Source organism: Endozoicomonas sp. SCSIO W0465 (genome assembly GCF_023716865.1).
Classification (GTDB): domain Bacteria; phylum Pseudomonadota; class Gammaproteobacteria; order Pseudomonadales; family Endozoicomonadaceae; genus Endozoicomonas.
This window is the reverse complement of the sequence record NZ_CP092417.1, coordinates 6,821,490-6,845,143: the sequence shown is the minus strand read 5'-3', so window position 1 is coordinate 6,845,143 and position 23,654 is coordinate 6,821,490. Positions and strand designations below refer to the sequence as shown.

Genomic DNA, 23,654 nt, shown 5'->3' with positions numbered 1-23,654 from the left:
AGTTTTTTTCATAATAAATCTGGCTTAAATTCTGAACTATTACAGGGTTTCACCCCGCGCTCCCTAGTGCAGCCAAGCGTTGTTATGCATACACAAGCACCTCGTTCCCACGCTCCGCGTGGGAATGCATACGGCTCTGGCAGCATGAGAAAGAGCCACTGCCTGGTAGGGTTTTCGGGGGCTCCATGCGAGTATGGTATTTGTGGTGGGATCGGTATGCATTCCCACGCGGAGCGTGGGAACGAGGGGTCCGGAGGGTTTCGCAACACCCTCTCCCCCGTGGGAATGCATACCGGGCATAAATAGATTGTTTTGTATCTGGCAGGCTCCGGCATGCATTCCCACGCAGAGCATGGGAACGAGGGGTCTGGCTGTATGGGTATTAGCGCTTTCTGCACTAGTACAGCACCTTATGATTGATGGAGTAGTGATTGCCAGCATCAAAAAACATCCCGTCACTGATCAGCACCATCCTGACTCAGGGTATCAGCCTTAAACTGCAACCTGCCGATCTCGCCTACCTGGCAGCACTGCGCTATTGGAAAGAAACGGAATCACAACCGGAATTCAGTGAGGAAGAGCTGCATGTGGTATTCCAAAACGTGGAAAAAGCACGACTGGACGATAGCAGTGAGGATTCTTCAAAACGCTGTAACGAAGTGATCCGTCGCCTCCTTCAGCAGCACCTTTTGATCTGTCTGGAAGGCGGTGGGCATCGACATCACGCTTATCTGATCACACCGCTGTCCGAACAGATCGTCGATTCCGTGTGTGTCGGTATGGAAGCGTCAAAAGAAGCACTGAGTACTCTGTTTATGACGGTTGCCACGCACCTCAGAGAGATCAGGGATTCCGCGGAACAGGGGGGCAACGAACCGTTCTGGAAGCTTCAGGTAGAAGCGCCACTGAACATTACCGTCAACCAGCTGGTCACCTCCATTGACCATCGTCAGCGTCAGCTGGACCAGGAAGCCATCAACACCCGCAAAGAAGTGGTGGAACTGCTGAAGCAGGACTGGCAAAACAGCATCAGCCAGTGCGAACAGTTGCTGACCAGCACCCAGAATCATCTTCAGGATTTACAGCAACTGCTATTGGCCTCGTGCCACGAACTTCGCTCACTGCTGGACGCCATTTCCCGCTATTGCGAACAGGCCAGTCGACACGATGCCATCAACAGTGTTATCCGGCTGGAGCAACATCTTGACCGTATCGAGCACTGGAGTAGCGAACGCATGAACCACTGGGAAGGTTTCCACCACCGGGTTCATCAATACCTGCGTCAGTTTGTCACCATGGATGAGCGCAAGGCGTTGATGGAGCGGGTGCGGGAAGGCATCCGAAGTTATCAGGCATTGCCGTGGTATCTGCGCTACGCCAATGAAGAACCGCTGGCGCGATTGAGGGATATTGAACCACCACGGCCGAAAGAAAATCTGGCACGGATAATCCATGATGAAGGTGAGCTGACGGCCATCGAAGACTTTGATGCCCTGAAGCAGCAGGTTAAGGAATGGCTGGCCAGGCAGCAGCAACAGTCCAAAATACTGCCATCCTACGAACAGGCACTGGAACAGCTGGCCAGCCAGTGGCCTATGGAAAAACTGAACATGGTCGCAGGCTGGCTGTTCAGCGCCCTGACTGAAATGGGCCACCAGCAAAACCGGCAGAACATTGCAGATCATCAGTGGCATGCGGTTCTCCCGGCCATCGCTCCCGAGTTTTACGTGGAACGCCTGAGTCTGACCCCTAACACACTCCGCCTGGAAAGAGAGAAACCGATTGTTGACCGATAACCCCTACCAGCAGATCGCCGATCTGATCAATGATGAATGCTTCCCGGAACTGGATACCCGGCTGCGTCGGGGTGAACATATCGACGCCCGCCACCACCGGATTTTCAATATTATCCAGGACGGTTTTTCCCTGCTGGTCGAACACTACCTCCGCTATGGTATTGACCTTGTTCAGGCACCGGAAGCGTATTACTACCTCCGCCCCGGCACTGCCGGTAAAAGCCTGATTCGTGCCAGAAAACTGGATGAACTGACCATGGTCGTTGGTCAGGTGCTGGCCATGTTCCATCTCGACCCCGAGCAACTGGAAGGCAGTGGCTGGATATCCGCCGATGCAATCTACGAGCGGCTGCGACTGCTGCTGGACAGTGAATACCTTTGCCAACTGCTGGAACGAAAAAAAATCGAGACCCAGGCAGACCGTGAAAAAGCCATGGAAACCCTGCGTAAGGCCATCCGACAACTCGCCAGGCTGGGCATGGTAAGGCTGGAAGGCAACCAGGCCGGCCGTCTGCAGACCCAGGCTCCGTTGCTGCGATTTATTGATCCTGTCCGCTCAACGGCTTCGTCACCAGAAGCCGCCAGGGCAGCCATGGAGCAGCTGGTTCGTGACGGTTATATCAGCCTGAATGACGATGAAGAACCTGTGATGCAGGGAACTTCTGATCCGGAAGATAATCCGGAAAACGCAACACAAGAAAAGCGTCACGGTGAAGACGACACCATTATATCTGAACAGGCCCTTGAACAAGAGCAGGAAGCATGAGCCAGAAAAGAACCCAGATCCGCAGCCTGACCCTGGTTAACTTCCGGGGTGTCTTCTTCAAGACTCTGGATATGCACCCATTAATGAGCAACCTCATCGGCCATAACGGTGCCGGTAAAACCACCATTATGGGTGTCTTGCTGATTAACCGGGTACCCGACAATCGTCTGGTTCGCCTGCGTAACAACTCCGACAGCGGACAGGATCGCAGTGATAATGGAATCTGGGGACGCATCAGTGCCGGTACCTGTTACAGCCTGGTGGATTACGAACTTTACGACGGCAGGCGGGCAATAGCGGGTGTCCAGATTCGTCGCCTGAGCCAGCCAAAAGTCGAGCTGAAACTGTTTGCCATTACCGGTGTCGATGATGATGTTCCGGTGCGTGATCTGGTGATGAGGCCGGTACCCGGCGAAAATGGCTTATACGAACCTCTGGATGGCAAAGCCCTGAGAAATCAGATCACCATGATGGGCGGTGAACTGCAAAGCTTCAACACCACCGCCCAGTATATGAACTGGCAGTTCGAGCAGCGGATTATTCCCCGCCGAATGGAAAACAGCCAGGATCGCCAGCGTTATTACCGCATGCTGGAAACCAGCCTCTACGGCGGCTTGTCGTCAGAGCTGCAAAAAGGACTGAGGGATTATCTGCTGCCAGCGGATGATCAGGTACGCCAATCCATTGGCTCCATGCAGAGTGCCTTGCAACAGACCCAGCGAACCCGTCGCCAGATAGAAAGCACCCGCAGTGACCGGAAGGTCATTCGGGAGATTCTGGAGTCCAGCTATGCCCTTGGCGAACATGTTCTGGCATGGTCAGAAAAACAACAAGCCAAACTTCAGGCTGAGCTGAAAGATAAACGCCAGCAAGAGCATCAGGCACAACTGGAGCTGGAAACCAAAAAACAACAGCTGTCAGCCATTGAAGCACGACTGCTGACCCTGGATACCCTGGACAGTGAACTGGCAATCCGTGAAGAAGACGCTGACGAGCATCTGGATCATGCCAAAAACCTTGAACGACTGCATACCGATCTGCAAAGACTGGAAAATGAGCAGAGCAACCATAACCAACAGCTGGAAGAGCTGAGCGAACAGAACACATTACTGGAAAGCCAGTATGAAGAAGAGTCCGCTGAGCTTAAGCGCCTGCAGGATGATATTGCACAACTGGTAAAACAGCTGACCAGTGTCGAGCAGGCCTATTCTGAAGAAGCCCGAAAAGCCGGATTATACCTTGCCGCCCTCAGGGCGTTGAATGAAGTGCGTGACAGCTTTAACCAGCCAGATCTGGCAGCAGACGCACTCACCCCGTTAATGGGAACGTTGCTGCAGGCTGAAAATGACGTTTCCAGCCGCTATTACAGCCAGAAGCCACTACTGGATGAGGCGGAAACCATTCGCGGGCATTTCGAGGCAACCCTGTCTCTGCTGGCGACCTTTGGTGATACCGATATTGACCTGAAACAGGCAGCCAGCCGCAGCGACCACTGGCGACATCACCATGAACAACAAACAACACTGGCTGCACAGATACCGGTATTGATCAGACAGCAGCAACAGCGCCAGAAAGAAGAAGAGCAACTGAAGAAGCTGCAACAGGCCGTTGCGATGCTTCCCGAAGAATGGCGCAGCAGGATTCAGGATGAAGCCAGCTGGAACACCAGCCTGAACACCGCCACTCATGAGCAACAATTCCAGCAACGGAAAATAGATACCCTTGGCGGACAAATCCAGCAATCCAGACAGACAATGGTACAAATCCAGGGCAGCCTTACCCAGGCCCGTCAGGATAATATTCACTGGCTGGATGCCCGCAGACTGGGTCAGGAGATTCAAGCCATCCGCCCGGCTGCCCTGATGGATAGCCACAATGACTTTATCACCCTGCGCCAGCAAATCAGCCAGGAACAGCAGGAAAACCTGCAGGCCAATGTGCAGCTTGGCAAGCATCTGGAAGAGCTGCGCTCCCGCATGGCCCAGCTGGAAATCAAGGCATCAAAAGAGCTGCAACAACTGCAAAAGCTGGCGGAGATGACCGGCGGAGTGGTGATCAGTGACTATTTTGATAACGATGATATCTCCCTGGAAGAGGCGGCCTGGCTGGAGGCCAAGTTTGGCCCGTTACGCCACGCCATCCAGGTTCGGGACATCAGCAAAGCTGCCGCTATTATCCGCGAAGAAAGTGATCGCCCGGATCACGTCTGGCTTCTGGGTGGCACACCGGGAGCGTCTTTTTCGGAAGAAGAGTATCTCCATACCCCCCTTGAGCAGAAAGAAGACGGCAGTGTCCTGGTAGAAATCGCCAGCAATGTTGCCCGTTTAAGCCGGGAACCTGAGTTCCCGACCATTGGCCGACTGGCCCGGGAGAAAGAGCAGGAAAGACTGCGGCAGCAGGAAGAACAGCTGCTGGATCAGCTGCAGGAACTGGCCATTGGCAAACGACAGTTGGAGAAATGCCAGCAACTTCTCGATCAGCTGTCCGCCAAAAGCCAGTGGCTTGGCGTTCAGGAACCGCCGGTTAATGAGCTTACCGGGCAACTGGAGCAGCTGGAAGCCCGGGTAGAATCACTGACGGTTGATCTGGCCGGTGCCGAACATCAGAAAACCAGTCTGAATAGCGTTGTTCGTTGTCTTGAACAGTGGCAAACCAGTGCCTGGCTATTGAATGACGACCCCAATCGTCAATCATTAGAGGCGCTCCTTGAGCAACTGCAAAGTGCCACTGACGCTAAAGCCTGGGTGGACAAACATCAGCAGACGATTCGGCAGCTCAGTGAGCATCGCTTCTATATTCAGCAGCCACCGGTAGAGAATCTGGATGCCCTGCGAGCAGAACTGGAACAGCTGAAGCAGCAGTTAAGCCATTATCACCAGCAGAAAGACCTTCTGACGTCGGCCATGGACAAAGCCCCTAATCTGCGCTTTGCAGAGTCTGTCGCACGGCAGGAAGAAAAAGAGAATCTGCAAAATCAACTCAGGAATGAGTACGAGACTAAGCAACAGCAGGAACAACAGCAAAACCAGTATGCGACACAACTTCGTGATCAGTGCCACTCACTTGAGAAAAGCATCCACTCTATCAATGCTCTCCTGAGTCAAAATAGTCATCAGCAATCAGAGCTCAAACGACAAATATCTGATATCCCCCTGACCTGGAAAGTGGGTCTGAAGGAAGAGTGTGCTGCACAGTTAACCCGCATCAAGGCAGAAAAGTCTGAACTTATTCAGGAAATCAAACAGCAAAACATCGCACAAAGTACTGTTGCAGCAGAACGGGAAAAAGTCGAGGAGCGACTCAGTGATACCATAGCGGATATTCATCAGCTGGCACCAAAAGCGCAACACGCCACCACCAGCCATGAACGGATTGTGCAACAGGCAGAACAGTCCGGTTTACGACATCGGCTGCATATTCATCACCTGCTGAATCAGGACAGTGACACTTTACGTGACGGTTTGGCGACGGCAAGGGTCGCATTGGCAAAGGCTCTCGAGAATGAACAGAAGAATGAACAGAAAAATGGCCAGGACAGTCTTTATCAACAAATAGAGAAAGGCAGCAGCACGGATTTGCCAGCACTGTTCCAATGCTTTATTGATTCACAAACGTATCTTGCCCAGCGCATGGATAAAACGTTGTATCAATCGGATGACCCAAGGCAAAACCTGGAGTTGCTGGAAGAGCGGCTGACTCGTCTGGAAACCCTGTTAAAAGATGCTGAGAAGCGCTTCCTCGCCGAATCGGACAGCCTCGGGCAGAACATTCAGCGCAAGATCAACAAAGAGCGCAAACAGATTCATCAGCTGAATGCTGCCCTCTCCAGTGTGCATTTTGGCACCATTCGGGCGATCAAAATTGAGCTGGAAGTGATCGACAGTTTCCAGAAAATACTGGATGCCCTGCAGCAGGAATTTTACGCAGACCTGTTCCGTAAACCCGATATCACGGTGGAGGCGGCGCTGGAATACCTCTTTAAGAAGGAAACCGGGGGTACCATTGTTGGTGATAAACTGCTGGATTATCGTGAGTACATTCGCCTGAATATTCTGATTCAGCGGGCTGGCAGCAGTCAGTATGAACCGGCCAACCCGACCAATCTTTCTACCGGAGAAGCCATTGGCACCGGTCTTGCCATTCTCACTATGGTGCTGCATTCATGGGAAGTCGCTACCAATAACCGCGATGGCAAAGGACACGCCGCCAGTCGTCTGTTATTCCTGGATGAAGCGGCACGGCTTGATGCCAGGGCACTGGCCACCCTGGAAGAACTCTGTGACCATCAATCCCTGCAACTGCTGGTTGGTGCGCCGGATAATGTGCTGCCCAAAAATGGCATTACCTATCGGATGGTACGCCTGATGGAACCTTACGAGCATGTTATTTTCTCTGGCGTAAAAGGCAGGCTGCCTGAGGTAGCTGAATCGTGACATTTTGCCCGGAGGATGCAGTACCTATTGCCTTAAACGGGTTACCAGGCTGACTTCAAAAGACCCAGCACCTGCTCATAGCTGGCATCAACCCGGTTATAGAGCAGTGCTCCATCGTCAACACTCATACGGGCAATGTCTTCCAGTTGCGACTCCAGAACCTTGCCACTTTCTGACAATGTTCTTGGCAGTTCTGTTTGCTCAAAGAGTTCATCCCGCATGGCACGAATATAGATGATGGTTTCAGCCGCCCGTCGCTGTTCAGGTATTTTGCTGTAAAAATCGGCACCGGCCAGGGGAAGCAGCAGTTCACCAATCGCTTGTTTACACCCGGGAAGGTTGTATTCCAGAACATAAGGCAGCATCAGACTCATGCAGACGCCGTGGGGAAGTTGGGTGATCGCCCCCAGTGAGTGTCCAATGGCATGCACCAGCCCAACCATGGAGTTGGAAAAGGCAATGCCCGCCATGGTGGCTGACTCGGCCAGCTTCAATCGCAGATCCTGGCGATCAGGCATAGCCAGCACCCGAAGCAGGTTTTCCCGTATGCCTTTGATAGCGGCAACGGCATAGGCATCACTGAGTGGATTTTTGGCCGTACCCATAAACGCCTCAATCGCATGGGTCATGGCATCCATGGCCGTTGCTGCAGTGATATGCGGCGGCAATGTCAGCGTCATCCGAGGATCGAGAACCGCCACATCCGGCATCAGGAATGAAGAGCTATAAGGTACTTTACGCCCGCTGACATCATCGCGAATCACCGCAATTTTGGTCACCTCTGAACCGGTGCCTGCCGTGGTTGGCAGGATAAATAACGGCTTTAGTCGTTTAGTCAGGGCGCCGGCACCACTGAATGCCAGAAGATCATCACCTCCTTCCGATACGAGAATGTTTACAGCCTTTGATGTATCAATTACCGATCCACCACCAACGGCAATAATCCCATCCGCTCCACCCTCACGGTAAAACTGTGTGATGGCCGAGACGACACGGGTTGATGAGTCGGGCGGGACATCACTGTAGATACCCGCCACCGGAACCTCACCGACCACCAGAGCCCGCTTGACCGGCTCCATTAAACCGGCGTCAAGCACCCCGGCATCGGTGATAATTAAAGGTTTCTTAACCCCAAGGTTGGCCAGTTCATAGGGCATATGCTCCAGGGCTTCGTTTCCTGAAACGATTTTTACCGGATTAAAGAATTCATAATAGCTACGGCTCATTTCGCAAACACTCCCATAACAAAACCGGCCAACACGCCCAGGTAGATTTTCAATGCACCCACCAGTTTCTCTTTTAAGGAAATATCCGGGTAATGACGCATGATGTTCCGGCCTATAAACCGGGGAAGGGTGATCACTTCCAATCGTTCAAAGCAACGCACCAGTTTCATGGAAGAGGGGAGGTCACCATCAACCACCATTCTCTCCCGGGCAAAGGCTTCGGTTGTGCCTTCCTGAAAAGAGAGCGTGTGGTAAGCATGGGCAAGGTGTTTGAATTGAATATCCACATCAGGCCTGGACGAACCGTTTTTCCGGCGCAGTTTTATTCGTCCTTCGCTTTTTTTCATGGACAAAGCCGGACCACGAGGCATGACTCTCATGGAAAAGGTAAAATCATCGGGTAATGCGGCGATTTCCTTTTGAATCAACCGGTCAGTTCGGCAGGCCATTGCCAGACCATGACCAATAAAGGCCAGCATAAAACGGACATACCAACGCTTTACACGCCAGAGAATAGGAAGAGATGGAGGCACCCGTTACTCCTGCCAGCGAATCGCCGGGCAATAGTTATTATTGTTATTCCAGAGCGATATTATCCACAATCAGAGCATGGTGGGCTACACAGGAAGGGGAAACAGGGCAGGTTCCGGAGCAACCTGACAGGCTGCTCCAGAGTATAGTCAGTAACGCATAGCGTTGAACAATATCTGGTCTGCCCTGTCGTTTGTCAGCAATCAATACTAAGCGATACCCCTCAATGATGGTCCAACGTCAACTCTGACAAAGTCAGATATTGCATCAATGTATTTGTAAAGAGCGAATCGCTCTGAAGGATTCACCAGTTCGTCTTGTGCTGCAATAATCTGCAACTCCCACTCTCCGGTCCGCTGCGTTTCCTTTACCACTGCGTAAGCGGCTTCATTGCAATGTTTGAACGCTTTTTCTATTGACCAGCCTTTTAGTAAACCTGCTGTGAACAGGGATGATATCAGGTCACCTACACCAACCAGTGGCTTTTCGAAATCAGGCTTAGGCCTTTGAACCATATAAACCTGATCATCAAAAGCGAGCATCATGGAGAACTTATCATCTGCAATAGCGTATAAATGCTTGACCAGAACAATGCCCGGGCCTTTATTCAACGCTCTTTTGCAGGCCAGTACGGCATCCGATACGTTGTTGATTTCCATAGCTGCAAACTGGCTAAGCTCAAACTGGTTTGGCACGATCACGTCGGCCATGGGCATCAACGAGTGAATGAGTTTCTGAGCAATGCCTTCCCCGACAATACAGCCTTTATCCGGAGCGCCCATCACCGGATCACACACATAGATGGCTGATGGATTATGCTCTTTCACTCGGTTGACAATGTCTGCCACCGCATCGCATTGGTCCGCGTTACCCTGATAGCCCGTTAAGATAGCATCGCACTGGTCGAGGACGCCGATTGTTGCCAGGCCATCGGTTATCTCAGTGAGATCTGTGGCTGGAAAGGCGCGACCTTTCCAACCTTGTGAATATTGGGTGTGATTCGAAAACTGCACCGTATTGACGGGAAAAACCTCAAATCCCATACGTTGCAAAGGAAATACTGCTGAGCTATTTCCGGCATGTCCAAAAACCACATGACTTTGAATTGAAATCACACCACGCATAGTAAAGCCTTAACCTGCCACAAATTGTGAAATAATAATGACGATACCGGATAGAGCAGCAAGTCCCAGCAAGGCATTACCACCAAAAACCTGATAGTGCGTGCCAGAATTGTTGATCTGTCTGGATTTATAAACCATGGCAACGGGCAGGAATACTGCCAACACCACCAAAGCAATAGCCGCGTAACCTAACGCCATAATGAAACCTTCAGGGTAGAACAGGGCAAAACCTAAAGGAGGGAAGTACGTGAGCATGGCAACATAGAGTTTGTTCCCTTTTAACTTGTGAATCGTGGTATCACGGATGAAGTCAAACAGCCCCAGGCTGACACCCAGGAAGGAAGTAATCAGCGCAAGCTCAGCAAAAAGATTAATGAATGTGGACAGGCTTGAACCGTCAAGGGTCGCAGATAGTGAGGCAATCAGTGCGGTCAAACCGGAGTTTTCATATAATTCAGCCTGGCTAACGACACCTAGGGTGCACAACAGCCACAATACATAAATGGCCAATGGCAGACAAGAGCCGATGTACATGGCCTTCTTGAGATTTTTCGTATCACCATCCAGATAAGAAACAATCGCCGGGATACTGCCATGGAAGCCGAAAGAGGTAAAGACCACCGGGAGGGCGGTTAAGACCAGGCCATATTCCACAGGCATACTGGCCAGAAAGCCACCATTAACGTTTGGCATTAGTGACATTAACACCAAAACCATCGAACCAATCATCAGAATAAACAGTACCCGATTGACTTTATCCAGAAAATGAGTCCCGATTGCTACAACCACCGCCACAATAATCGCAAAGATGATTGAGCCAAAGGCATTATGGACTTCCATCGATAATGCTGAATTAAGTCGTGCGGTAATCTGGGAACCACCACCGGCAATATACGCGGCACATAATGCGTAAAAAAGGAAAAACATGGAAAACGCAGCGATATATTTTCCTTTTTCTCCAAGGAACTGTTTTGCCAACGTATGAAGTGTTGCCTTGCTATCGGCAAATTGATGAACTTCCAGCATTAATAATGAGGTATATGTCATTAATGCCCAAAGACCAACAATAATAAATGCTGAAATAGTAAAACCTAAACCTGCAGATACAATGGGCAGTGATAACATACCTGCACCAATTGATGTGCCGGCAATAATCAGTCCACCACCAATTACTTTTCCATTTCCAGCAGTTGAACCAGAGCTACTATCATAGACCCTGTCCATGACATTCAATTCTTTCATAAGTACATCCTTTTTTACACGCAAGGTTTCATTAATTTTATCTACGTGGCTAATTACTTTTTTTGTAAGCAATAAGACATGGAAAACGTGAATGATAAATTCACATTTTTTTAAACTTAAAAAAGCGAATTGACTTAATAAAAAGCCCTCAGAAAGAGGGCTTTATTCATTGATAATTAAATATATTCAAAACGTGCAGTGAAGAAACGCAACTGTTTTGGTTCGTATACGAACTGGAGACCTTTGATTTCTTCACGCTTTTTGTAGAGACGAATAATACCTTCAGCGACAACGTCCATATGGGCATAGGTGTATACGCGGCGTGGGATGGTCAAACGCACCGTTTCGAGCTGTGGGCAGTGGTTCTTGCCGGTGTTGACATCACGGCCAGCAGATACAATACCGCGCTCCATGGCACGAACGCCTGCCTCAACATAGATACTGGCCGCAAGGCTCTGTGCCGGCAACTGGTCCTGAGTCAGATGAGGACAGAAACGACGGGCATCCAGGAATACCGCATGACCACCAACAGGCATAACGATTGGTACACCCGCTTCTTTCAGCTTCTCGCCCAGATAGCGAACCTGCTTAACACGATGCTCAATGTACTCATACTGAATGGATTCGCGCAGGCCAATAGCCATCGCTTCCATATCACGACCGGCCATACCACCGTATGAAGGCATGCCTTCGTATACGACAACCAGCTCTTTAGACTGTTCGAACAGGTCATCATCGTTCATACACAGGAAGCCACCAATGTTTACCAGGCAGTCTTTCTTACCGCTCATGGTACAGCCATCGGCATAGCTGAAGGTTTCCAGGACGATTTCCTGAATGGATTTGTCTGCGTAGCCCTCTTCCTGCTCCTTGATGTAGAAAGCGTTCTCTACACAACGAGTGGCATCGTAAAATACTTTGATGCCGTGCTCACGGGCAACTTCAGAAACAGCGCGCATGTTTGCCATGGAAACCGGCTGACCACCGGCCAGGTTTACCGTTACTGCCAGGCAGATGTAAGCAATGTTTTCAGCGCCCTTATCAGCAATCACTGCTTTCAGTTTCTGTACATCGATATCCCCTTTAAATGGAACTTCGATAGCAGCGTTATGCGCTTCTTCACGAATAATATCGATAAACTTCGCGCCATTTTTCTCCTGGTGATAGCGAGTAGTAGTGAAGTACATGTTACCAAGAACATATTGGCCTTCTTTAATCGCTATTTGAGACAAAATGTTTTCAGCACCGCGCCCCTGGTGAGTTGAAATGATAGGCTAAGTTACCGTTAATGGTTGAATCAGCTAAACTCCCATAAAATCTACGTTGTAGGGGAGTGATATGCAATCTGAACTCTTCCAGAATTTTATTGATTCCATTTCAACATTAACCAGTGAACAGCGAGACATTCTTAACAACTCGCTCCTTAGTACTCAAATAGAGGTTACCGAGGTAGTAGAAACCACTGACTCTGAACCTGTTTACAGTGAATCTATACCCAATAACGATAATGCAACACCTGACGTAGAAAAGAGCATACTTGCCCAATTTGCCGAAAACCCCAGGTGCCCCAAATGCAAAAGCCATAGCGTTGGTCGCTGGGGCATACGAAATGGCCGACAGCGCTACCACTGCAAGACTTGCGACTCAACGTTTAACGCCTTTAGTGGAACGCCTTTGGCAAGGCTCAGGCACCCTGAAAAATGGAACAAATACCTCGCAGGTATGACTCACTCTATGGTCTTGCGACCAGCTGCTGCTGAGAATGCCATTGACTTGAAAACTGCGTTCCGCTGGCGTCACCGCTTTCTTGAAGTGATTAATAATGATCAAGCAGAAGAGCTTTGTGGCATTACTGAGCTTGATGAAACATTTTTCCGTGAATCCTTCAAAGGGCAAAGAGAAGGCCTTCCACGGCCAACCCGAAAGCGGGGTAATGATCCCAACAAAGCCCGAAAAGTCCCGGTAATGGTGGCTCGGGACCGTAATCGAAATACCGTTGACGGTGTATTAGAAAACGAAAGTGCTAATGAATTGTGCAGGCATTTAAATGGCCGCATATCGATACAGGCCACGGTCTGTGCGGATGCACACCTCGCTCACGAAAAACTTGCTGACAAGCTTGGATTTGTCTTCAAGGAGCTGGTGACATCAGCAGGTCAACATGTTGTTGAAGGCATCTACCACATCCAGACTGTAAATTCTTATCACAGTCATTTAAAACGCTGGATTGGCGGCGTATTCCAAGGGGTTGCAACTCGTTACCTTCCCCATTATCTGGCCTGGAGGCGAGAACTGACGGCAGCAAAAAAATTAACTGTTGGCCGGTTGATCAGCAGAATTACTGAACATTGGTGCTTCCAACCATTAACGGTAACTTAGCCGGAATGATATGTTTAAAACCAAACAACTCTCTAACCGTGGCTTCCAAATGGTGGAAGTTTTTACTGCCTGCATAGGCTTCATCACCAATCATCATGCCTGCCCACTGCTTATCACTCATTGCAGTGGTACCAGAATCGGTCAACAGGTCGATGTAAACATCTTCACTATTCAAAAGGAAGGTGTTGTAACCCGCTTCTTTCATTCTTTCGGCACGTTGTTCCTTGTCAATCATGGAAACAACTTCAACAGCTTTAATACGGAACGGCTCAGCAGGATATTGCATTTTTTCATTCCAATGATGGTTGAATTACAAGAAGGCATTCACGTCTTCTGGTGCCGACTGTAAAGCACACCTGATTTATCATTATTGACTCACATCAAATAATCCTGATGAACAACAATGAACATCTTAAAACACTGATTTAAGGCAAATTAATTCTGCCAACTTGAAAAACCATGGTCAAATAATAATCAGAATGATCAATTAACATACACCTTTCTCAGCAACTCTCATTAAAATTTATTCCTATGTGGCTAAGTTACCGTTAATGGTTGGAAGCACCAATGTTCAGTAATTCTGCTGATCAACCGGCCAACAGTTAATTTTTTTGCTGCCGTCAGTTCTCGCCTCCAGGCCAGATAATGGGGAAGGTAACGAGTTGCAACCCCTTGGAATACGCCGCCAATCCAGCGTTTTAAATGACTGTGATAAGAATTTACAGTCTGGATGTGGTAGATGCCTTCAACAACATGTTGACCTGCTGATGTCACCAGCTCCTTGAAGACAAATCCAAGCTTGTCAGCAAGTTTTTCGTGAGCGAGGTGTGCATCCGCACAGACCGTGGCCTGTATCGATATGCGGCCATTTAAATGCCTGCACAATTCATTAGCACTTTCGTTTTCTAATACACCGTCAACGGTATTTCGATTACGGTCCCGAGCCACCATTACCGGGACTTTTCGGGCTTTGTTGGGATCATTACCCCGCTTTCGGGTTGGCCGTGGAAGGCCTTCTCTTTGCCCTTTGAAGGATTCACGGAAAAATGTTTCATCAAGCTCAGTAATGCCACAAAGCTCTTCTGCTTGATCATTATTAATCACTTCAAGAAAGCGGTGACGCCAGCGGAACGCAGTTTTCAAGTCAATGGCATTCTCAGCAGCAGCTGGTCGCAAGACCATAGAGTGAGTCATACCTGCGAGGTACTTGTTCCATTTTTCAGGGTGCCTGAGCCTTGCCAAAGGCGTTCCACTAAAGGCGTTAAACGTTGAGTCGCAAGTCTTGCAGTGGTAGCGCTGTCGGCCATTTCGTATGCCCCAGCGACCAACGCTATGGCTTTTGCATTTGGGGCACCTGGGGTTTTCGGCAAATTGGGCAAGTATGCTCTTTTCTACGTCAGGTGTTGCATTATCGTTATTGGGTATAGATTCACTGTAAACAGGTTCAGAGTCAGTGGTTTCTACTACCTCGGTAACCTCTATTTGAGTACTAAGGAGCGAGTTGTTAAGAATGTCTCGCTGTTCACTGGTTAATGTTGAAATGGAATCAATAAAATTCTGGAAGAGTTCAGATTGCATATCACTCCCCTACAACGTAGATTTTATGGGAGTTTAGCTGATTCAACCATTAACGGTAACTTAGCCTTCCTATATCGTGATGATTAATTAATCATCACTTTTTACTTATTGATATGAATCAAATAATTTCACAGCACGCTAATTAAACAGAGCTCTGATGTAATCATCGCAAAAGAAGGAAGGGAGACTGACCGTGAACGCGCCCAGACTAATTACGTCTGTTATGTCAGTGTTGTGTTCATCCACGCAGGCCGCATTGTACAACTTGTTCTTTGATACTGTTTATTTACCTTGTTTGTCTCGCCTGAGACAACTGGGTCAAATTGCTACAAACAATAGGGTCACTTGTTTCAAACCAAATAATCAACCCGAATTACTAACCCGGAAAAATGGAATGCTTCAGCGCTTTACCCCGCCCACGTCTATCGCACACCAAAAGAAAGGCTTGGCAATCCACTCTTTGTGTTTGGCAACAGTACCTGATCGATTGTTTGATAATCAGTCAATCGAAACGCCATAAACACTGATCGTTGACATGCCTTTGGGCAAATCACCGCACCACGACGTCCAGGTGATGCGGCTCAGCTCTAAAAATGACAACTACAAATAACCACTACTTATTACCGGGCTTGCCCTTTCTGGTACCCCAGGTTCGCCCATCTTGCCCAAAGAGCTTACCACAGGCGGTGTAGAGGAATTCGCAACCCAATGGCACCTTGTCTTGTGAGATAACGACCTCTAAATACACGCCGGTCTTGGCCTTACTTGCCTCTGCCAGGGCCGCATCAAGCTCACCGAGTGTGGTAACCCGTTTAGTGTACCACTTGCAACCCTGCGCAATTGGCACGTCAGCGAAGTGCCAGGCCGGAACGTCATTGTACTTTTCGTCGTAATAGCGGTTAGTGACTCTTTCGGCCAGATAACCGTCATTATTGACCAGAATAAAAATCGGCTTCGCCCCATAGCGTTCATATGTGCCAAGCTCTGTGGCTGTCATTTGATGACCGCCCTCTCCACAAAGAATCCAGCAGCGCTTATTTGGCTCTGCTATGCAGTTACCCAATATGGCGGGCGTCCCCCAACCAATGGCACCCCACGACAGTTGGGATTCCAGCTCCACGTTATCCGGTAGCCTGGCACGTGCAGAAAAGTTCATTGAACACATCGCCGTATCAGAGACGAAGATATCGCCTTCTTTTATAAACTGCTGCAGTCTTTCATAAAACGGCTCGTAATCTATCACATCACCGGCCTGGCCACTGGGCGACGACCCGATGGCGACACTGCTCGGGCCTAAATCCGGGCATTTATCAACGAGCTTACTGGAGATTTTCGCAGTCAGGGCCGTTAGCACATCCTTCATCTCTACATTCTTGTAGACCTGGTCTCCAACAGTTGTCGAATGCGGGTTGATTTTGATCAGGTCACTGCGATCGAAGAACAAGGTGTTCATGCCATTATTAAAGTCATGCATTTCGTTGGCCATGGCAACGATGCAATCACATTGTTCTACGTAAGTGGTGACTGCAGGATCTGCCCAGCCGGTCCAGCGACCATCGTAACCACCAATGTAGTTTGGATGCTGCATCGAGATCACCCCCCTTTCCTGGTTGGTGACCGCAAAAGGCAGGCCCGATTTATTGATAAATGCGATGGCTGCGTCCACCGAGTTATATCGACGTATTGTGTAACCGGGTATTACCACGCTCTGTTTGGCATTGGCCAGGCGCGCATGTATCTCAGCAACCACTTTTTCCAGGGTTGCAGGATCGCTTTTAACATTCGTAAGAGGAATGTCCGATTCATTTTTTGGAAACACTACAGGAAGGTTTGCCACATCCCGTGGAAATGCCATGTATACCGGCTTGGAGTAATATCTCAGCGCCGCCAGCAGGCGTTTGGTTTCATACACGCAGTTTTCAGGCGTCATAACCACCGCACTGTTTTCACCCGCAGTCATCGGGCGAATCATATCGACAAACAAATCATAGCGAGGTTTTGGATCACCAACCATATGGTGGTAACGGGTAACGCCATCCTGCTCATCGAGACCCGGCATCCCCGTCAGTACGACCACTTTAGAGTTTTCTGCATGGGCACCCGCCAGACCACCAAAGGTACACAATTCTCCAGCGCCATAAGTCACCACCAGAGCACTGGCTCCCCTGGTACGCGCATATCCGTCTGCAGCGTAGCTGGCGTTGAGTTCATTGGTGCACCCTATCCAGCGTAACTGCCCATCATCCATAACAGCATCATTCACCGGGTAAACAAAATCACCCGGAACTCCAAAAACATCAGTCACTCCCAGCTCTTTGATTTGACCGAGCACGTATTGAATGACTGTCATTTCATTAGACATAATCAACTACCTTTCAACAGGTACCACTGTGTCTATTGACACTGGCACATGATCCAGTAAAGAGAATTTCAAGAATGTTCAGGACTTAACGTATAACATCAGCGTTGGCGTCAGGCTGGCGTGAGTCGTGAGGCGTGAGGATTGTTGAATTAACAGTAGATAAGCAGAGGGTGATTGAACGTCTGTGAGATAGCGGTATTGATGCGTAGATCAGATTGAGTCGCGGATGCTCTTTTATCGACAACTTCAGAGGCCATGCCAAGCTCCTCTTTGGAAAAATTTACGGTTTAATTACACCTCAGTTCTGGCCAGACTTGCGTCAACGCGGCCGGGAATGCCTGTTGTGCAACCGGTCAGGGCTCCCACTCAACCTGTTCTACAAACCAGGCAATAGTGGTTATTAAACTGCTCCGGAAAGAACTTATTGATATAGCCAAGGGCAACATATTTTAGACACCCGTTTGTTTTTCATTGAGAGTTGCGCATGTTTAACTGCTTACTCAGATAGCAGATCCCACAATAAGTACACAGGTTAACAGCGCTCTGACTTTGAGGGCGAAGACTTCCTCATTCGTTAGATTGAGCCATGGTCACGTATTCCCAAGGGGATGAATACGCTTTTTGGAAGGAGTTAACACCTCCGCTTTCAAAAAATTATCTAACGACATTTTTAGTTTAAGAATGAATATTTTTCTAGTTTTAAAACTCCCGCTTGTGCAGCGCAGTCTGCACGCTGCACAAATCTGTGGTTATGTTTACTACTCTGCCCAAGACGTGTCGGTCATTCGAGGATCGTCGACCCTTTGGCCGAAGCAGTTAAAATTTTCTTCTCTGATACGCTTAAACACGAAAGGCTCGAACAGCATTCGGTAGATTTTGGTTTGGGTGCCATTGTCGCTCTGACGGAATGCACTTTCGATCAACTTTTCTTGTTCGAGAATTTTCAGGCAACCGGATACTCTGGGCCTGGAAACGCCAACCAGCTTGCCGAGCTTTTTCTGGCTTGGCCAGCATTCGCCTTCACTGTTGGCGAAGGAGGCCAGGACGATTAGTAGCAACCGTTGGGTGGGTGTCAGGTTATCCAGTTCACCGGTCTGTATTTCTACCCGAATCAATCTTAAAACTCCGATTGTGTAGGCGAACGAAATCATTGCTATACTGCTTCCCGAGCAATAGCTCATTGTGTTTAGAGGAAAACCCGGCGAGGAGTGTCCGCTCCGTTTGAGTCGGGTTTTTTCTTGGCGTAACTGTTCAGCACCCCCACATAAATCTGGAATTTTCTGATTTTTATACCATCCTCTTAAGCACCATTTTTCCACAATATTCGCCAGCATGATTCCAGAACTACCCGCAACTATGTCGGCTGAGATTCTCTTGAAAGAGAATGCAGAGCTGCGGATGAGAGTTGCCTGTCTGGAAGAGCGATGTCGAGAATTGGAAGAAAAGGTTGGCAAGAACAGTCAAAACAGCAGCAAGCCGCCATCGTCTGATGGTTATCAAAAACCTTGTAAAAACAGTAATTCTCCAGATCATTCTGACGACCTTTCCGCAGATAAAGGTACCGATCCATCGGATGAAAAACCCAATCCTAAAAGTCTGAGACAGTCTTCTGGTAATAAAGCCGGTGGAAAGAAAGGGCATCAGGGCACTTGTCTTAAACAGGTCGATATCCCTGACTATATTGAGTACCTTCCGGTTAAAGAATGCAATAAATGTCAGGCGTCTCTTCTTGATAGTGAGCCGGTCAAATATATTGAACGACAGGTGTTTGAACCAGGGAGACCGGGTGAATTTGAAGTAACGGCCCATAGAGCTGAAGTAAAAATCTGCACTTGTGGTTGTCGGAATCAGGCTGAATTCCCGGAAGGTGTTACCGCTGCCGCACAATATGGCTCAGCCACACAGGCTATGGCCGTCTATCTTAACCAATACCATTTCCTGCCTTTTAAGCGCGTGTCAGAGTATTTTAATACTCTCTATAAAATGAGTGTAAGTGCAGGCACTGTCGCCAATTTTGTGGCCAGAACCTATGAAAATCTGGCTTCTACTGAAGAGGTTATTCGTGACGCCTTGCGGGAATCGTCTGTTGCCGGAGCCGATGAAACGGGTATGCGGGCCGAGGGCTCTTTGCACTGGCTACACGTTATGCGGGATGAACAATGGACGCTCTACTACTTGTCTGAAAAGCGAGGTCGTGAGGCCATGGACACGATGGGCATACTGCTAACATTTGCAGGCGTTCTGGTTCATGATCATTGGAAATCCTATTTTGCATATGCGGCAACTCACGTACTTTGCAATGCCCATCACCTGAGGGAGCTTTTGGGTGTTGTTGATAGGGACAGCAATCAACTGGCGTTGCGATTGATGAAGCTACTGAGGCTTTCCTGGCATTACTGCAAGGGCTTTAAGACCATAGGTATGCTACAGATGCCAAGTGTTGTCTGTGAACGAATCGAGAAGATTTATGACCGGTTGCTTCAGCGGGCTCTAATGAAAGAAGTCGTCTATATGGAGAAGCAACGAGAGGAGCTTAAGCGCAAGAAAGTCAAGAATACTAAAGCTTACAATCTCTTCAAACGACTCACTGAGTTCAAGGCTGAGACACTGCGCTTCATGTCAGATTTTACCATTCCCTTCGATAACAATGGCAGTGAGCGGGATGTTCGAATGGCCAAGTTAAAGCAGAAAATCTCAGGCTGCTTCAGGAGTGCAGACGGTGGTTCTATGTTTGCACGGATTCGCAGCTATTTGTCGTCTGCCAGAAAACAGGGAATGGACATATATCAATCACTTCATAGAGCTGTTCGGAATTACTGTAATATGCCTTTGCTCAGTGCTGAATAGTTACAATTTTTTAACATCGTATTTTTCAGACAAGATTATCCTTCTTTCAGAATATGCCTATAATGTAGTTGTTAATAAGTACCCATTTTTTTCAAGGAAATGTTCTGTTAACCATCTTTTGCTTGTTAATAATGGCCGTATCAATAATAAAAAGTACAAATATATATCTTATATTGGACATGTTAATAAAGGTAAGGGTATCAGTGATTTTATCGGATTTGTTAATTTTCTAGCTAAAAATAATCTTAATCTACCCGGCGAATCTAAGTTGTGCTTGATTACTTCATCTGATATTTCTTGCTATTTAAATGAGCTTCCTTCTAACTGGATAGAATATCTGATAATAATTAATAAAGAAAGCATTTCAGATCAAGAAATAGAAGATGTAATAGTTAATAGTCTATGTGTTTTAGTATTGCATCAGTCTGCAACGCAATCAGGTGTATTAGCGCAATGCAGTAGTTTTTCAACGCCCGTATTAGTTAGAGATATACCTGCATTTACACAGTATATTAAAAAAGACTCTTGTGTTCTTTCCTTTCAATTCTCATCTAAAGAACTTTATGATAAATCAAAGCAAGCATACATTGATGCAGATAGTAATGTTTCAATGATGTCAGATTTATATGGTAAATATTTTTCACCTATAAATTTTGAAAAATATTACCCTGACCTTTAAAGTTTCTTAATTTCTTTTGGATCATAGATATGGCAAATAAAATTGCTTTAATAACTGGTATTACTGGGCAGGATGGTTCCTACCTTGCCGAATTCCTTTTAAAGAAAGGCTACGAAGTCCATGGCATCAAACGTAGAGCTTCGTTATTTAATACTGACCGTGTGGATCATATTTATGAAGACCCCCACACTAAAAACCAGCACTTCAAACTCCACTACGGCGATCTGAGCGACAGCTCCAACCTGACCCGTATTATCAGCGAAGTGCAGCCGGATGAAGTGTATAACCTAGCGGCACAGTCCCATGTGGCGGTCTCTTTTGAGGCGCCGGAATACACCGCTGATGTGGACGCACTGGGTACGTTGCGACTGCTGGAAGCCATTCGCTTTTTAGGTCTTGAGAAAAAAACCCGTTTCTATCAGGCATCTACTTCTGAACTGTATGGTTTGGTACAGGAGATTCCTCAAAAAGAAACCACACCTTTCTACCCTCGTTCCCCTTACGCTGTAGCCAAGATGTATGCGTACTGGATCACGGTTAACTAGTTCTCGTCCAAAAACGCATCAGGCAATCATAATTAGATTGTACGTGCGTTTTGATATTTCCTGAAATTCCAGAGAGCCGCAAAAACTCTTCCCTTTTTTTCTCTAATCTGGGACGGATATTGGAGAAAAACGTGAAAAGCAGGCAGAAAACATCCTCCCACCATGCTGGAAAGGTACTTTCATGTAGCGTGGAGGTGGCTATCAGGATGGTGCCGGGTGTCTGGCCAGAATCACCAGGTTGTAACAGACCACCGATAACCAGCAATGAGAATCAAAACGCTCAGAACCCTTGCAGTGGCAACGTGATAGCCCAAAACATCTCTTTAGCCACGAAATTCCCGCTTCAATACCTGCCCGGAAGCGAAAGAGCGTTTTATACACATACTGACTTTTAGTCATCTCTTCGACTTCAAGTCCGCGCTTCTTATTAAAAGCTACATCGCTGATTCCCATGGCCTTGGCTTTTTCCAAATTAGCGCGACACGCGTATCCGCCGTCACCGCTTGTCTGGCGAGGTACACGACCATAAATTTCTTTTTGTCTTTCCATCATCGGAATGAATTGGTCCGAATCCGCTGGGTTACCTTCCTCAATAACCAGGTCCAGGATCAATCGACTTTTTCCCTGAACCAGGTTCAGTTTATGGCCATACTGTACTTGCCGCCTGTCTTTTACGATGATATCCGTATGGGGTTCATACAGGCTAACCACTTTTTCCTGGGCTGGCACCTTTTCACCCTTAAAGACCCTGCGCTCTGTCTGGGAGACTATTGCATCCACCAGGGGTAACAGGTGATCCACATCGGCCTGCCACTTGTCGGCATCATCAGCCAGGAGACACTGCCCCTGCTGACGGGCGTTTGCTAGCGTGACAGTAGCTTCGATAAGTACCTTCCGGGATTTTCGGGTCAACTGCAGCAGTTTTTTATAATGCTGATGCCGCTCTTCTTTGCCAGCGTAGATGCATTTTCTGGCCGCATCTTTTACGGCTCGGTTGTGATGGGTATATTCATAAAGCGGTGTCGCTGTCAGTGTTTGTCCCCGTTCCAGCAGCCGACAAATTTCTTTAACGGAACTGGCTAAAAGATCACTGTCGCAAGGAGGTTTGATATCCGATTCGGTGACTGTGCTGTCAATAGCCACAGTGCGCCCTTTTTCAGGAAAAACTGCAGGAAAAACTGGGTCAGGTCTTGATTCTTGACCAGCATTAAAACTGTTCTACTTTTATAGCTCCTTGATTATAAAGTGGGGGCATAAAAAATGAGCAGGCCGTTACGGATTCAGTATGCAGGTGCGCTTTACCATGTGACTTCCCGTGGGAATGAGCGCAAGGCAATTTATCGGGAAGAGGTGGATTTCAATCTGTTCCTGGATGTGCTGGCTGAGGTCTGTGACCGGTTTAACTGGGTGATTCATTCCTGGTGTCTGATGACCAATCATTACCATCTGGTGGTGGAAACGCCAGATGGTAATCTTTCGGCGGGTATGCGACAGCTTAATGGTGTTTATACCACACGGTTTAATCGTCGTTATGGGCGGGTGGGGCATTTGTTTCAGGGGCGTTACAAAGCGATTCTTGTGGATAAGTCGGCTTATCTGCTTGAGTTGAGTCGCTATGTAGTACTTAATCCGGTTCGAGCTCGTATGGTCGATCATCCCGGAGACTGGCTATGGAGCAGTTACCGTTACACCCTCGGTGAACTGCATTCACCAGACTGGCTGGCAACCGACGCCATGTTGCTGCAGTTTTCCGACAATCGTGAGCGAGCCTGTGAACGGTTTGTTGCGTTTGTGCTGGCAGGTGTCGGCGTGAATCTCTGGGTGCATCTTAAGCAGCAGATTTATCTGGGTGATGATCAGTTTGTTTCTCATCAGCAGCAATATATCGATAGACCTGCAAAGGATAAAACGCTGACTGAAGTACCTCATAAGCAACGGCGCAAGCCTGGACGATCACTTGAGTTTTATCAGGCAAGTTGTGAGTCTACTAAAGCGGCAGTCTGTTCGGCCTTTGCATCCGGCAGTTATACACAAAAGGCCATAGCGGATTTCTTTGGTTTACATTATTCCACTGTAAGCAAGATGGTTGCCCGGCAGACCTAGGAGGCTGTCCGAGAATAGCCTGATTAAGTATAATCAGGCATCT

The 23,654-nt window shown here is 48.2% G+C and carries 17 protein-coding genes and 1 pseudogene; 8 read left to right on the top strand and 10 right to left on the bottom strand.

The genetic code is table 11. The annotated features are described in order from the left end of the window. Positions 1 to 431 precede the first annotated feature (431 nt). From MJO57_RS30940 to mukB, 3 genes are read left to right on the top strand one after another with little or no spacing between them, the layout of a single operon-like run. Positions 432 to 1,796 (top strand): hypothetical protein, encoded by a 1,365-nt coding sequence (locus MJO57_RS30940; protein WP_252021317.1) that lies wholly within the window; start codon positions 432 to 434, stop codon positions 1,794 to 1,796. Beyond that, the gene (locus MJO57_RS30935; protein ID WP_252021315.1) at positions 1,786 to 2,562 is read left to right on the top strand and encodes a chromosome partition protein MukE; all 777 of its coding nucleotides are present in this window, start codon (positions 1,786 to 1,788) and stop codon (positions 2,560 to 2,562) included. The genes MJO57_RS30940 and MJO57_RS30935 overlap by 11 nt, the downstream gene beginning before the upstream one ends. Beyond that, positions 2,559 to 6,995 (top strand): chromosome partition protein MukB, encoded by a 4,437-nt coding sequence (mukB, locus tag MJO57_RS30930; protein WP_252021313.1) that lies wholly within the window; start codon positions 2,559 to 2,561, stop codon positions 6,993 to 6,995. Before MJO57_RS30935 ends, mukB begins: the two co-directional genes overlap by 4 nt. Before the next feature lie 41 nt (positions 6,996 to 7,036). Here mukB and MJO57_RS30925 read toward each other — a convergent pair whose 3' ends face one another. The 5 genes from MJO57_RS30925 to MJO57_RS30905 form a co-directional block, all read right to left on the bottom strand. After that, a complete protein-coding gene (locus tag MJO57_RS30925; protein ID WP_252021311.1) occupies positions 7,037 to 8,221 on the bottom strand; it encodes an iron-containing alcohol dehydrogenase in 1,185 nt (394 codons plus the stop codon). Beyond that, entirely contained in the window at positions 8,218 to 8,754 is a 537-nt protein-coding gene (locus MJO57_RS30920; protein WP_252021309.1) for a hypothetical protein, read from the bottom strand. The genes MJO57_RS30925 and MJO57_RS30920 overlap by 4 nt, the downstream gene beginning before the upstream one ends. Before the next feature lie 207 nt (positions 8,755 to 8,961). Further along, the gene (gene pdxY / locus MJO57_RS30915; protein ID WP_252021307.1) at positions 8,962 to 9,876 is read right to left on the bottom strand and encodes a pyridoxal kinase PdxY; all 915 of its coding nucleotides are present in this window, start codon (positions 9,874 to 9,876) and stop codon (positions 8,962 to 8,964) included. A 9-nt stretch (positions 9,877 to 9,885) separates the two neighbouring features. Further along, positions 9,886 to 11,118 carry an aromatic amino acid transport family protein gene (locus tag MJO57_RS30910; RefSeq protein WP_252021306.1) on the bottom strand — a complete coding sequence of 411 codons (1,233 nt, stop codon included), beginning with the start codon at positions 11,116 to 11,118 and terminating at the stop codon, positions 9,886 to 9,888. 176 nt (positions 11,119 to 11,294) lie between these two features. Then, positions 11,295 to 12,386: a tryptophanase gene (locus MJO57_RS30905; protein WP_256493399.1), complete on the bottom strand. Its 1,092-nt coding sequence runs from the start codon at positions 12,384 to 12,386 to the stop codon at positions 11,295 to 11,297. A gap of 70 nt (positions 12,387 to 12,456) precedes the next feature. Between MJO57_RS30905 and MJO57_RS30900 the strand changes: the two genes are divergently transcribed. Then, the gene (locus tag MJO57_RS30900; protein WP_252017335.1) at positions 12,457 to 13,497 is read left to right on the top strand and encodes an IS1595 family transposase; all 1,041 of its coding nucleotides are present in this window, start codon (positions 12,457 to 12,459) and stop codon (positions 13,495 to 13,497) included. Here MJO57_RS30900 and MJO57_RS30895 read toward each other — a convergent pair. From MJO57_RS30895 to MJO57_RS30880, 4 genes are all read right to left on the bottom strand, one after another. Further along, positions 13,457 to 13,783 carry a beta-eliminating lyase-related protein gene (locus MJO57_RS30895; protein ID WP_252021302.1) on the bottom strand — a complete coding sequence of 109 codons (327 nt, stop codon included), beginning with the start codon at positions 13,781 to 13,783 and terminating at the stop codon, positions 13,457 to 13,459. The two genes, MJO57_RS30900 and MJO57_RS30895, sit on opposite strands and share 41 nt — an antisense overlap. A gap of 251 nt (positions 13,784 to 14,034) precedes the next feature. After that, positions 14,035 to 15,075, bottom strand: coding sequence for an IS1595 family transposase (locus tag MJO57_RS30890; protein ID WP_252017335.1), 1,041 nt, complete (start codon positions 15,073 to 15,075; stop codon positions 14,035 to 14,037). A gap of 613 nt (positions 15,076 to 15,688) precedes the next feature. After that, the gene (locus MJO57_RS30885; protein ID WP_252021300.1) at positions 15,689 to 17,437 is read right to left on the bottom strand and encodes an alpha-keto acid decarboxylase family protein; all 1,749 of its coding nucleotides are present in this window, start codon (positions 17,435 to 17,437) and stop codon (positions 15,689 to 15,691) included. A gap of 758 nt (positions 17,438 to 18,195) precedes the next feature. Beyond that, entirely contained in the window at positions 18,196 to 18,771 is a 576-nt protein-coding gene (locus tag MJO57_RS30880; RefSeq protein WP_252021299.1) for a helix-turn-helix domain-containing protein, read from the bottom strand. Between MJO57_RS30880 and MJO57_RS30875 the strand changes: the two genes are divergently transcribed. The 3 genes and pseudogenes from MJO57_RS30875 to MJO57_RS30865 all read left to right on the top strand — a co-directional run. Then, positions 18,770 to 20,284, top strand: coding sequence for an IS66 family transposase (locus MJO57_RS30875; protein WP_252017330.1), 1,515 nt, complete (start codon positions 18,770 to 18,772; stop codon positions 20,282 to 20,284). The genes MJO57_RS30880 and MJO57_RS30875 overlap by 2 nt on opposite strands. Then, positions 20,274 to 20,963, top strand: a complete 690-nt coding sequence (locus MJO57_RS30870) for a hypothetical protein (RefSeq protein WP_252021297.1) — start codon at positions 20,274 to 20,276, stop codon at positions 20,961 to 20,963. Before MJO57_RS30875 ends, MJO57_RS30870 begins: the two co-directional genes overlap by 11 nt. Before the next feature lie 29 nt (positions 20,964 to 20,992). After that, positions 20,993 to 21,505, top strand: a pseudogene (locus MJO57_RS30865) (GDP-mannose 4,6-dehydratase); the annotation flags it as partial. A gap of 204 nt (positions 21,506 to 21,709) precedes the next feature. On the opposite strand, the gene MJO57_RS30860 reads toward MJO57_RS30865, so the two are convergent. Next, complete coding sequence (locus MJO57_RS30860; protein WP_252021295.1) at positions 21,710 to 22,651, bottom strand: transposase; 942 nt, start codon at positions 22,649 to 22,651, stop codon at positions 21,710 to 21,712. A gap of 117 nt (positions 22,652 to 22,768) precedes the next feature. Here MJO57_RS30860 and MJO57_RS30855 point away from each other — a divergent pair, with 117 nt between their 5' ends. Then, positions 22,769 to 23,611: a transposase gene (locus MJO57_RS30855; protein WP_252021293.1), complete on the top strand. Its 843-nt coding sequence runs from the start codon at positions 22,769 to 22,771 to the stop codon at positions 23,609 to 23,611. Positions 23,612 to 23,654: the final 43 nt, after the last annotated feature.